Annotated in this window: 8 protein-coding genes; 5 read left to right on the top strand and 3 right to left on the bottom strand. The window is 65.2% G+C overall.

Features of this window, described 5'->3' with window-relative positions:
* Positions 1-16: 16 nt before the first annotated feature.
* The 5 genes from ACN0RJ_RS11205 (at position 17) to ACN0RJ_RS11185 (ending at position 6,544) form a co-directional block, all read left to right on the top strand.
* Positions 17-1,003 carry an ABC transporter permease gene (locus ACN0RJ_RS11205; protein WP_417724313.1) on the top strand — a complete coding sequence of 329 codons (987 nt, stop codon included), beginning with the start codon at positions 17-19 and terminating at the stop codon, positions 1,001-1,003.
* Complete coding sequence (locus ACN0RJ_RS11200; RefSeq protein ID WP_417718861.1) at positions 1,000-1,785, top strand: ABC transporter permease; 786 nt, start codon at positions 1,000-1,002, stop codon at positions 1,783-1,785. Before ACN0RJ_RS11205 ends, ACN0RJ_RS11200 begins: the two co-directional genes overlap by 4 nt.
* A 3-nt stretch (positions 1,786-1,788) precedes the next feature.
* Entirely contained in the window at positions 1,789-2,871 is a 1,083-nt protein-coding gene (locus ACN0RJ_RS11195) for an ABC transporter ATP-binding protein (protein ID WP_417718862.1), read from the top strand.
* 212 nt (positions 2,872-3,083) lie between these two features.
* Positions 3,084-3,860 carry a siderophore-interacting protein gene (locus ACN0RJ_RS11190; protein WP_417724312.1) on the top strand — a complete coding sequence of 259 codons (777 nt, stop codon included), beginning with the start codon at positions 3,084-3,086 and terminating at the stop codon, positions 3,858-3,860.
* 188 nt (positions 3,861-4,048) lie between these two features.
* Positions 4,049-6,544: a pre-peptidase C-terminal domain-containing protein gene (locus ACN0RJ_RS11185; RefSeq protein WP_417718864.1), complete on the top strand. Its 2,496-nt coding sequence runs from the start codon at positions 4,049-4,051 to the stop codon at positions 6,542-6,544.
* Positions 6,545-6,604: 60 nt separating this feature from the next.
* Here ACN0RJ_RS11185 and ACN0RJ_RS11180 read toward each other — a convergent pair whose 3' ends face one another.
* The 3 genes from ACN0RJ_RS11180 to ACN0RJ_RS11170 all read right to left on the bottom strand — a co-directional run bounded on the left by ACN0RJ_RS11180 (position 6,605) and on the right by ACN0RJ_RS11170 (position 11,970).
* Positions 6,605-7,774: a pyridoxal phosphate-dependent aminotransferase gene (locus tag ACN0RJ_RS11180; protein ID WP_417724311.1), complete on the bottom strand. Its 1,170-nt coding sequence runs from the start codon at positions 7,772-7,774 to the stop codon at positions 6,605-6,607.
* A gap of 133 nt (positions 7,775-7,907) precedes the next feature.
* Complete coding sequence (locus ACN0RJ_RS11175; protein ID WP_417718866.1) at positions 7,908-8,609, bottom strand: hypothetical protein; 702 nt, start codon at positions 8,607-8,609, stop codon at positions 7,908-7,910.
* A 91-nt stretch (positions 8,610-8,700) separates the two neighbouring features.
* Positions 8,701-11,970, bottom strand: coding sequence for a chemotaxis protein CheB (locus ACN0RJ_RS11170; RefSeq protein ID WP_417718867.1), 3,270 nt, complete (start codon positions 11,968-11,970; stop codon positions 8,701-8,703).
* Positions 11,971-12,140 lie beyond the last annotated feature (170 nt).

Raw genomic sequence — 12,140 nt, 5'->3', positions numbered from 1 at the left:
CCGGGAAGGATATCCCATGACCTATGACGCATCCGCGCCCGAAGAACGCGGGGCTGTCGCGGGCGCCGAAAGCGCCCGCACCTTCTGGGGCAGGCTGGCCTCCTGGCCGCCGTACCGGGCGCTGATGGGCGTCGTGACCGCGTCGCCGCGGCGCCAGTTCCTGATCCTCGTTGCCTTTCCGGTGCTCTGGGTGCTGACCCAGCATCTCGGACCGATGCTGCAGATGCTGCGGGTGTCGCTGACCGATGCCTACCCGGTCGCGCCGGGGGTCGAGCAGCATTTCACCATCGTCCACTACCTGAAGTTCTTTCAGGACCCGCTGTTCTGGCAGCCGTTCTTCCGGACCCTGGCCTTTGCCGGGGTGTTCACCTTCTGCACGTTGATCCTGACCTATCCGGTGGCCTATTTCCTGGCCCGCCACGTCAGCCCGAAGAACCGGATGCTGCTGCTGCTGATGCTTCTCATCCCGTTCTGGGTGGGCGAGATCGTGCGCACCTATGCCATCATGATCCTGCTCGGCAACACCGGGGCGGTGAACCTCGCGCTGAAATGGCTGGGGCTGATCGACCGGCCGATCCCGTTCATGTACACGAGCTTTTCCATGGGCGTCGGCATCGTCTACCTGACCGCGCTCTACATGCTGCTGCCGCTCTATTCCGCGCTTGAGAAGCTGCCCAAGAGCCTCAACGAAGCCGCCGCCGACCTCGGGGCGGGGGCCTGGACCCGGTTCCGCCGGATCACGCTGCCGCTGACGATCGAGGGCATCTCCTCGGGCTGTACGCTGGTGTTCCTGATCTCGACAGGTTTCTACGCCACGCCGGTGCTGCTCGGCGGGCCCTCGACCACGGTCTTTGCCGAAACCATCGCGGGTTTCTTCCACGTCGCGGGGGACCAGTGGCCCACGGGTGCGGCCTTTGCCACCATCATGTTCCTCGCCGCGCTGATCATCACCGCCGCCTTCCAGCCCCTGATGAACGCGCTGCGCAAGGGAGACACGAAATGAACCGCTCCAACCGCATCCTGCTGTCCTGCACCTACTGGGCCTTCGTGCTCTATGTCTTCGTGCCGCTGATCCTGATGGTGCTGATGGGCTTCAAGGACAGCAAATTCATCGGCTTCCCGATCCGGTCCTGGACGCTCGACTGGTACACCGGCGTCTTCGCGGATGCCGAGGTGCTGTCGACCTTCGGCTACTCGGTCGCCATCGCGGTGCTCTCGACGCTGATCTCGGTCGCGGTGGGGACGTGGATCGCCGTCCTGCTGGAAGGGCGCAGGTTCTGGGGCCGCATGGCGATCTTCGGGCTGACCGTGCTGCCGGCGCTGGTGCCGGGCATCATCTCGGCCATCGCCTTCCGCATCTATGCGCGCTACCTCGGGATCGAGCCGGGCATGGGCGCGATCATCTGGGCCCACGCGGTGCACAACGTGCCCTTCGTGGTGCTGGTGGTCATGGCGCGGCTCTCGACCCTGCCGAAAAGCCAGATCGAGGCGGCGCGCGACCTCGGCGCCGATCCGATCATCGCCTTCCTGCGCATCACGCTGCCCTACCTGGTCCCGGCCATCATGGGCGCGAGCATCTTCTGCCTTCTTCTCAGCTTCGACGATTTCGTGCGCTCGTTCTTCCTCGGGGGATACGACCCCACGCTGCCCGTGCTGATCTTCGCCAAGCTGAAATCGGGCATGTCGCCCGAAATCAATGCCATCGCCACGGTGGCGCTGCTGCTGACCGCCGTCATCGGCGTCTGGGCCGAGCGTTTCACCCGCCGCATGAACAAGGACACCTGAGCCATGACCACCCATCCCCTTGTCCGCATCGACGGCGTGACCAAGCGTTTCGGCGATGCCGTGGCGCTGGAGAGCCTGAACCTCGACATCGCGGAGGGCGAATTCGTGACCTTCCTCGGCCCGTCCGGCTGCGGCAAGTCCACGACGCTGCGCATCCTCGGCGGCTTCGAACAGCCCACCACGGGGCGCGTGATCCTCGAAGGCACCGACGTGACCGCGCTGCCGCCGGAAAAGCGCCCGGTGAACATGGTCTTCCAGGACTACGCGCTGTTCCCGCACATGACGGTGCGGCAGAACATCTCGTTCGGGCTGGAACTGAAGGGCATGAGCAAGGCCGGGATCCGCAAGCGCCAGGACGAGATCATGGCCTTTCTCGAACTCGACGCCTACGGCGACCGCTACCCGGCGCAGCTTTCGGGCGGCCAGCGGCAGCGCGTGGCGCTGGCCCGCGCGCTGGCCCCCGATCCGGCGCTTCTGCTGCTCGACGAACCGCTCGGCGCGCTCGATGCCAAGCTGCGCGGGCAGGTGCAGCAGGAGCTGAAGTCGATCCAGCGGCGCACCAGCAAGACCTTCTTCTTCGTCACCCACGACCAGGAAGAGGCGCTGACCATGTCCGACCGCATCGTCGTGATGAACAAGGGCCGGATCGAGCAGGACGGCACCCCGGAAGAGCTGTATTTCCACCCCGCCAGCCGCTTCGTCGCCGAGTTCATCGGCGAGACCAACCTGCTGACCGGCGAGATGAAGGGCACCGAGGGCGGCGCAGTGGTGATGGACTGGTTCGGCCAGACGCTGAAGGGCCACGCGCCCGGCGGGGTGCCGCAGGCGGGCACGCCGATCACCGCCTCGGTGCGGCTGGAAAAGCTGGGCTTTCACAGCGCCCGGCCCGAGACCGCCAACGCGATCCGCGGCCGCGTCACGGGCAAGACCTTCCTCGGCAGCCGCATGGCGCTGGATCTCTGCCTCGACGAGGTGCCCGGTGCCACGCTCAAGGCCTACGTGGATTCCGCCACCGGCCAGTCCGTCGGGGCCGAGCCGGTGTGGATCGGCTGGGACAGCGACAGCATGGCGGTTCTGCGCGACTGAGCGAGAAACGGGGCAGGGCGGGGAAGCCGGCGCGGCGTCCCTGCGCCTGCGCACAGGCTCTTGCAGGGCGGCGGCCTTGATCCCGGGTTGCGGCCGCCCGCATCTTCGGTAGGGATGGGAACACGCGGTAACGCCAGCCAAAAGCACGGCCCCCCGGGGGCCGCGTCCGGTCGCAAGCAAACATGCCGTTCATGGCTGCGAAAGGACGACCCATGGCCGAGACCACCACATTTACCGATACCGGAGACATCCCCCGCACCCGCCGGGTGCGCCACGAACTGCGCCGCCGCACGCTGAGCGTGACCGCGGTCGAGCGGTTCACCCCGGTGATGATTCGCGTCACCCTCGGCGGCGAGGATCTGGCCGATTTCGCCAGCGCGGGGGCCGACGACCACCTCAAACTGATCCTGCCCGGTGCCGACGGCGAGGAACAGCGCCGCGACTACACCCCGCGCCGCTTCGACACCGCGCGGCGCGAGCTGGTGATCGACCTCGTCGACCATGTCGGCGGACCCGCGGCGGACTGGGCGCGGGGCCTGAGCGCCGGCGACACCGTTTCCATCGCCGGGCCGCGCGGCTCCAGGGTGGTCGAGGGCGATATCCCGGACTGGCTGCTGATCGGGGACGAGACGGCGCTGCCCGCCATCGGCCGCCGGATCGAGGAACTGCCCGCCGGGACGCGGGTGACGAGCCTCGTCGCCGTGCCGGGCGCGCAGGACGAGCAGAGCTTCGAGACCGCCGCCGCACACACCGCCCGCTGGATCCACCGGCCGCTGTCGCAGGCGGATGCGGCGGCGCCGCTGCTGGAGGCGCTCGCGGATCTGAACGTGCCGCCGCGCTGCCTCGTCTGGATCGCGGCCGAGGCGGCCGTCGCCCGCGCCCTGCGCGAGGCGCTGTTGGAACGCGGCGTGCCCAAGGTCTGGATGCAGGCGTCGGGCTACTGGATTTCCGGGGTTGCGGATGCCTCCGTCAAGGCGATGGAGGACTGAGCGGACCGCCGGACAGGACCCTCCCCGGGCGGTGCCGCCCGGGGGCGAAGCTGCGCCCCTCAGCCGAAAGAATCCGCGTTTCTGTCTCAAAACGGAAATTGTTAACCGTAGGTCAACCATGTTAACTTCCCAACGGGATTCCCGGTGCTTTTGCCGTTCTGACGGACCCCATTTCAGGAGTTATTGACATGACCATCTCGACCAGAAGTTTTTCCATCGGTGCGGCCTCCTTCTGCGTGGAGCCGACCGATTCCGGCGTGACCACGACGTCCCTGCCGAAATCCACTTCGCCCATCGAGGCGCCCAAACCGGGTGGCGACGGCAGCACCGTGACCCCGCTCGCGACGGTCAACGAAACCACCGATGCCGCAAACAACACCTCCACGACCTATTCGATCAACGTGGGCGACAGCTTTACCGGAGAGCTCAATCCCGTCGCGGACGACGACTGGATCGCGTTGACCCTCGCGGCCGGGGAGATGGTCCAGATCAACATGAACGGCAGCTCCGTCGGCGGCGGCACGATCAGCGACCCCTACCTGCGGCTTTATGACAGCTCCGGCACGCTTCTTGCGCAGAACGACGATTCCAACGGCACGCTCAACAGCCAGATCAATTTCACCGCGACGACCGCCGGTACCTATTACATCTCGGCCCGGGAATTCGGCGACAACAATACCGGCACCTACACGATCACCACCTCCGACGGGTCCTATGACCCGCTGGACAGCATCGACTGGGGCTCCGCGCTTGCCGATACGAGCGTGTCCTACTATTTCGCGCCCAACGGGTTCACCGCGGACGGCATCACCTCCGAAGGGTTCAACGCCTACCAGATGGGGCAGTTCGCACTCGCCCTGGATGTCTTCGCCAGCTACACCGGCCTGACCTTCACCGAGGTCTTCAGCTCGGCCAGCGCGGATTTCATCTTCATCCTCGACACCAACGAAATGCCGAGCAACCTCTACGGCTATTTCAACCCTCCGGGTGAGACGAACGAGGGCGTCGGCGCCTTCAACGGCAACAACATCGGCAGCGCGCCGGGCGGAGACCTGGAACGCGGCGGCTTCGGCTTCATGGTGCTGATCCACGAACTCGGCCACGGCTTCGGCCTTGCCCACCCGCATGACACGGGCGGTACGTCCACGGTCATGCCGGGCGTGACCTCCTCCGCGTCGCTGGGACCGCACCTGCTCAACCAGGGTGTGTTCACCACGATGAGCTACAGCGCCGGTTTCGTGTCCGGGCCGGTGGGCACCGCGCGCAGCGGCACGCTGTTCGGCAGCCAGGGCGGCCCGATGGCGCTCGACCTCGCGATCCTGCAGGACCGCTACGGTTTCAATCCGACGCAGAACGCCGGCAACACGATCTTCAACCTGCCGACCACCAACGGCACCGGCACCTTCTGGGAGGCGATCTCCGACGTTTCCGGTATCGATACCATCGTCAACCCCGGCGCCGCCAATTCGACCATCGACCTGCGCTCGGCCACGCTTCAGGGCGACTTCAACGGCGGCGGGTTCATCTCGGCGGTCGACGGCATCCAGGGCGGCTTCACCATCGTGAACACCACGGTGATCGAGAATGCCATCGGTGGCAGCGGCAATGACATCATCATCGGCAACGATGTCGGCAACGGCCTGACCGGCGGCAGCGGGGACGACACGCTCGACGGCGGCGCCGGCAACGACCTGCTCAACGGCGATACCGGGCGCGACAGCCTGACCGGCGGTTCCGGCAACGACACGGTGAACGGCGGCGGTGGTCACGATACCATCAGCGGCGGACCCGGAGCGGACACGCTGCGCGGCAACGACGGCGACGACGATATCTCGGGCGGCACCTTCGGAGACCTGATCTACGGCGGCAACCAGCACGACACCATCCGCGGCGAGGACGGTCCGGACACGATCATCGGCGGCAGCGGCAACGACAGCCTGATCGGGGGCGGTCATACCGACAGCATCCTCGGCGGTGACGGCAACGACACCATCATCGGCAACCTCGGCAACGACACGCTCGAAGGCGGCACCGGCACCGACAGCATCACCGGTGGGGACGGGCGCGACCTGATCTCGGGCAACACCGGCAACGATACCCTCATCGGCAACAAGGCCGACGACACCATCGACGGCGGCGGCGGCTCGGACAGCATCCTCGGCGGGGACGACAACGACTCGCTGATCGGCCAGAGCGGCGTGGACACGATCCGCGGCGGCAACGGCAACGACTACATCGAGGGCAACGACTTCGGCGACCTGCTCGAAGGCAACGGCGGCCTCGACACGATCATGGGCGGGACCGGCGGCGACACCATCGACGGCGGCGGCGACGCGGATCTTATCTACGGCGAGGACGGCGACGACATCATCATCGGTGCCGAGGGCAACGACACGCTGTACGGCAACAACGGCAACGACACGCTGATCGGGCAGCAGGGCGATGACCGGCTGTTCGGCGGCAGCAATGCCGACACCTTCGAGTTCCAGGGGGTGTTCGGCGACGACACCATCCAGGGCTTCGCCCACGGGACCGATGACGTCAGCATGGTCGGCTATGTCCAGGGCGATCTGACCATGAGCACCTCGGGCGGCAACACGCTGGTCGAAGTCAACGGACAGTCGGATTCGATCCTGTTCGTGGGCGTGATCCTGACCGATTTCTCGGATTTCGTGTTCAGCTGATCCGGTACGGACCTGCGGAAAGGACAAGGGCCGCCCCCGACCGGGGCGGCCCTTTTCGCATCACAGCAGCTTGCGGATGCGCGCCATGGCTTCGAGGATGTTCTCGGTGCTGTTGGCATAGGAAAAGCGCAGGTAGCCTTCGCCCCGGGCGCCGAAGGAGGTGCCCGCAACGGTGGCCACCCCGGCCTCGTCGAGGAAGCGGTCCTGCGCCTGCTTTGCCGTCAGCCCGGTGCCGGTGATGTTGGGGAAGGCATAGAAGGCGCCGCCGCAGTCGGTGCAGCTGATGCCGGGCAGGGTGTTCAGCTCGCGCACGATGACCTCGCGCCGGGCGTCGAACTGGGCGACCATGTCGCGCACCGCGTCCTGCGGGCCGGTCAGCGCGGCAAGGCCCGCATATTGCGTCGGTGCGTTCACGCAGGAATGGTCGTTGATGCAGAGCCGGGTGACATGGTCCACCGCCGCGTCCGGCCAGACCGCGTAGCCCAGCCGCCAGCCGGTCATGGCATAGGTCTTGGACCAGCCGTCGAGCATGATGAGACGGTCGCGGATTTCGGGATACTGAAGCAGAGAGACATGCTCGCGGCCCCCGTAGAGCATCTGCGAGTAGATCTCGTCGGACATGAGCGCCACATGCGGGTGATCCAGCAGCCCGGCGACGAGCTTGTCGATCTCTTCCTTGGGGGTGACGCCGCCGGTGGGGTTCGCGGGCGAGTTGATGATGATGAGTCGCGTACGATCGGTGATCTTCGACAGCACGTCCTCGGCCGAGAAGGCAAAGCCGTTCTTCTCCTCGAGCGAGATCGGCACCGGGGTGGCGCCGGAATACCGGATGACCGATTCGTAGATCGGAAAGCCGGGGTTGGGATACATGATCTCCACGCCCGGCTGGCCGAACATCATCACGGCAAAGAACATCGTCGGCTTGCCGCCGGGAACCACGACCACGTTGTCGGGATTGACCTCGACACCGTGGCGGGCGTTCAGATCGGCGGCGACCGCCTCGCGCAGGGCGGGAATGCCGTTGGCCGGGGTATAGCCGTGATGACCGTCGCGCAGGGCCTTGATGCCCGCTTCGACGATATGGTCCGGCGTGCGGAAATCCGGCTGGCCGATGCCGAGGTTGATGATGTCCTTGCCCTGTGCCGCGAGTTTCTGGGCGCGCGCCAGCACCATGAAGGCGCTTTCGGTGCCAAGCCGGGACAGGCTGTCGGCAAAGATCATTCCGGTCATTTGGGTCTCCTCCGTCTTTCGGCGGAGGTGTAACGGCTTTGAGCGCGAAGCAAAGCGAAATTCTGCTTCATGCTGCCGTTAGCTGACCTTCATTCCGGAATTGCCCGGCGGCAGGGGGGCGCCGGGAGCGGGGTCAGGCCTGGCGGTGTTCCTCGAGCGATTGCCACGCGCTGGTGGCCCTGTCGCGATTGGCCGCCGAGGGACCGCTCAGTTGCTCCAGCCGCTCGGGCGGGATGGGGCGGGTGAGGAACCGCTGCAGCATGTAGGCGAAGAAGGACAGCTCCGACTTCTTTTCCGACAGGGATTTCAGCCGGCGCGCGACGATCTCGGAATTGGTCTCGTCGGTGATCAGCGACTGTTCGACTTCGACCAGGTCGAGGCAGGGCTGCAGCACCGTCAGCAGGGCGTCCACGGCGGTGTGGTGCAGCGCGGTTTCGGTGGCCGAGGCGGTGCGGTGTTCCGGCAGCAGAAAGGCCTGCAGCATGCCGAAGGCCCGCTTGAAGCGCACCGTCACCTTCTGAAGTCCCAGCATCACCGCATGGGTGACGATGCGGATGCCGCCCAGAACGAGGTGCGGCAGTTCGATCATGCCCCGCGCATCAACGTGCACGGATTGTTCGAGGGAACTGGGCAGATAGCGCCGCAGTCCGTCGAGGAACTGATCGGTGAAGGCCCGCTCGAGCGGGAGCGGTCTGGCGAAGGTCATGCGATTGCGCACCTCCCCCAGATGAAACGCAAGTTTCTCGGCGAACCATTCGCCTGACAGCTCGTCCCGGCACAGACCGATTTCCACGAGAAACCCGTCCGGGTGATGCGCCGCATGTTCCAGTTGCACGTCCAAAGTCCCCAAAGATGCTGCTCTGACCGGATACTAAAACTCTACGAATTAGGTTAATGGATGTTTAAGTCCGGGACGTTAACCAAGGTCAGGCAGAGGTTGCGGACGCGTTTCTTGCAACACCCTCCCGTTCCAGCACTTCGAACGAGCCGTAGACATGGGTCGCCTTGCCCCGCCGGTCCTTGTATGTCCGTCCGGTGCAGCGGCATTTGAGCCGGGTGCCGTCGGGCCGGGTGATGGTCTCGACGAAGTTGAACGGTTCGTTGGTCTTGATCGCGGTTTCCATCGCCTCGCCGAAGGTGTTCCGGCTGCCGTCCTCGAAGCCGTCCTCCTGGATCGAGAGAGAGGGCGGGCGGTTGGGATCCGCTCCAAGAATTTCAAAGAGTTGCGGGCTCCAGTACGGCAGATCGTTTTCGATGTCGTAGGAGTAGAAGGCGATGCCGTGCTCCGAGGTGATCTCGTCGTAGTGACGGACGAGCAGATCCTCGTTGCGCATGCGGGTGTGATCACGCAGCACGCCCACCAGCGCGACGACATTTCCGCCGGCATCCGAAACCGCGGACCCGGCGCATTCGACCACCACGACGCGGTCGTCGGCGCGTTTCAGCCGGGCGAAGAAGGACAGGCTGCCGCCCTCGCGGGTTGCCGCCTGGAACTTCTCGCGCACCATCTCGCGATCGTCGGCGTGAAAAAACGCAATACTATCGTTAAGACTCCGGCGCACGTGGTCGGGGTCGAGACCATGAATTGCGTAAACTTCTTCCGACCAGCGGAGTTCGTCCGAGATCAGGTTCACCTCCCAGGTGCCGATATCCTCGAATCGGCGCAGGGTCCGGTTGAGCACGTAATCGGCGCGCATGTCCGCGGAGCTGACCACCAGGATGAGCCCGATCAGGTCCTCGTTGTCGGCCAGCAGCGGCGAGACGTTGAGGTTGTACTGCCGGTCCTTCATCTCGAACTGGTGCTGCACGGGCTTGCGTTCGAGCAGGACCTGCGAACAGATCTCCAGCAGAGACGGCCAGCCCGACGGGATGCGGCATTGCGAGATATGGCCGAAGGATTGCCCGTTCTTGGTGAGATCGAAGGTCCTGAGCGCCCGCTTGGAGGCGTGACGGATCAGAAGTCCCTGATCCAGCATCAGCATTTCCGTCGGCAGGCCCTGCACCAGCCCGTTCAGCTCGGCCGTGGTGCGTTCCAGTTCCGAGGAGTTGACGATCAGCTCCTCGTTGACGGTGATGAGCTCTTCGTTGGTGGACTGGAGTTCCTCGTTCGAGGTCTCCATCTCCTCGTTGGTGGATTGCAGTTCCTCGTTGGAGGACTGCAATTCCTCGTTGAGCGACTGCAGTTCCTCGTTCGAGGTCTGCAGTTCCTCGATGGTGACGTTGAGCGTGTCCTTGGTCCGCGACAGCTCGGTCTCGAGATATTCGAGATAGTCGGACCGTTCGATGTTGCTGGTGTCGGGCTGGGTGCGCAGCTCCGTCTCAAAGGCGATCAGCACCAGGGGCGGAGAATCGCGGTTCTCCATGATCGGGTAGGCGACCAGCCGGACCGAGTTGAAGCCCGGCCCGTTCAGATCCTGCCACTGGCCGGCGCGCCGCTCGCCGTGCTTCAGCACGTAGCGGATCAGGCTGTTGGTGGCGTAGGACAGCGATTTCTTCAGCACCTTGATGGTCATGCCACCGTGGAAGGGCTCGCGGATCTCGATGAAATGCGCGAGGTCGCCGTAGATCTTGAGGATGCCGGTGTCGGCATTGGTGAGAAAGCCGTTGGTGACGACGGCCTTGGCCAGCGCGTCGAACTGGGCCTGGCTTTCGCTGAGCTGGGCCTGGTTGGCGTGCGATTGCGAACTGCCGCGCTGGCGCGCGCTGCGCGCGGGCATGGCGTCGACGCCGGGCGAGGGCATGGCCGAACTGCTGGTGACGCGCTTGCGGTGGATCTTGTAGCGCTGCGACACCGGGACGAAGTAATCCTCGAGCGCGCCGGTGGATTCCGAGGTGCCGAGGAACAGCAGGCCTTCGGGATTCAGCGCGTACTGGATGCGCGACAGCACCCGTTCCTGAAGCTTGGAATTGAAATAGATCAGCACGTTGCGAATGCTGACGAGATCGAGCGAGATGAAAGGCGCGTCCTGGAACACGTTGTGATGGGTGAACATCACGAGGTTCTTGAGCCGCGGCTTCACGACCATGTGGTCGCCCATCAGGTCGAAGTAGCTTTGCAGGAAGGGCCGGGGGATGTCGTTGATCGCGGCGGAGGGATAGATCCCCTTGCGCCCGATCTCGAGCGCGCGGTCGTCGATGTCGGTGGCAAAGATCTGGAGCCGGTTCTTGTCTACCTTCTCGATCCCGCCGAGGGCCTCGGCGATGATGATGGCGATGGAATAGGCCTCTTCGCCGGTGGCACAGCCCGGCACCCAGACCCGCAGGGACGAGGGTTCGTGTTCCTTGAAACGCTCGCGCAGGGTCTCGGCCAGGGCCTCGAACTGCTGGGGATCGCGGAAGAAGCTGGTGACCGAGATCAGCAGATCGCGGTAGAGCGCGTCGACCTCCTCGGTCGACTTGCGGCAGAGGTCGACATAGTCGCTGATCCCGTCGATGCCGCGCGCGATCATCCGGCGGTGGATGCGGCGGTTGATCGTGCTTTCCTTGTACTGGCGGAAATCGACCAGCGTGCGGGCGAGCAGGATCTGGAACAGGTCGGAATTGTTGCGCGCGCTCTCATGCGCCTTCTTGAGCGCCCCGAGGTCGCGCGGCCGCTGCAGGATCTCGGTCAGGTGCTGGCCGATCTGCTGCGGGGTGAGCGTGAGGTCCACGCAGCCGGTGCGGATCGCCGACATCGGCATGCCGTCGAATTTCGACGAGGAGGGTTCCTGCGCGATGGTGATGCCGCCGGCCTCTCGGATCGCCTGGATGCCGTAGCTGCCGTCGCTGCCGGTGCCCGACAGGACGATGCCGATCGACATCTCGCCGACCTCGTTGGCGATGGACTTGAACAGCCGGTCCGCCGAGGGCTTGGGCGTGGCCGCGTGGCCCTGCGGGGTCTCGGGAATCAGTTCGCCCTTTTCATAGACCACGTCGGCGCCGGAGGGCGGCACGTAGATCGTGTTGGGCACCGGCGTCGTGCGCTCTTCCAGCTCCTCGACGGCGAGGCTGGTTTCCCGCGACAAGAGCTGCACCAGCATGCTCTTGTGGCTGGGAGACATGTGCTGCGCCAGAACATAGACGCAATTCTGGTTGGTCGGCAGGTTCTGGGCGAGCAAGGATGTCGCCTCGAGTCCGCCCGCCGATGCCGCGATGCCGACGATGAACAGTCCGGTTTCTTCCGTCGTGTCCGGCGTCGTGTCCTCCGCTTCCGTCATCCGTGTAACCTCGATCCCTTTTCCCCGCAGGCATGTATCTCAGGAAATGCAGCGCGTTGGAAGACCCAAGCGCCCTCCCGGGGCGCCCCTGACGGCGATTCCCCGGACGATTCGTCCGACATCCGGACGCGGGATTCCGAAACTGCGCGGTTTCCGGTCAAAGCGCCTCG

This window comes from Salipiger sp., from assembly GCF_048261495.1.
In the GTDB taxonomy this organism is placed as follows: Bacteria; Pseudomonadota; Alphaproteobacteria; order Rhodobacterales; family Rhodobacteraceae; genus Salipiger.
The sequence above is the reverse complement of the archived record's forward strand: the minus strand, read 5'-3'. Positions and strand labels throughout refer to the sequence as shown.

Bases quoted from the DNA above. Each gene is read 5' to 3' on its own strand.
- ACN0RJ_RS11195 (WP_417718862.1), top strand. From the start codon at position 1,789: ATGACCACCCATCCCCTTGTCCGCATCGACGGCGTGACCAAGCGTTTC.
- ACN0RJ_RS11200 (WP_417718861.1), top strand. From the start codon at position 1,000: ATGAACCGCTCCAACCGCATCCTGCTGTCCTGCACCTACTGGGCCTTC.
- ACN0RJ_RS11185 (WP_417718864.1), top strand. From the start codon at position 4,049: ATGACCATCTCGACCAGAAGTTTTTCCATCGGTGCGGCCTCCTTCTGC.
- ACN0RJ_RS11170 (WP_417718867.1), bottom strand. From the start codon at position 11,970: ATGACGGAAGCGGAGGACACGACGCCGGACACGACGGAAGAAACCGGA.
- ACN0RJ_RS11180 (WP_417724311.1), bottom strand. From the start codon at position 7,774: ATGACCGGAATGATCTTTGCCGACAGCCTGTCCCGGCTTGGCACCGAA.
- ACN0RJ_RS11190 (WP_417724312.1), top strand. From the start codon at position 3,084: ATGGCCGAGACCACCACATTTACCGATACCGGAGACATCCCCCGCACC.
- ACN0RJ_RS11205 (WP_417724313.1), top strand. From the start codon at position 17: ATGACCTATGACGCATCCGCGCCCGAAGAACGCGGGGCTGTCGCGGGC.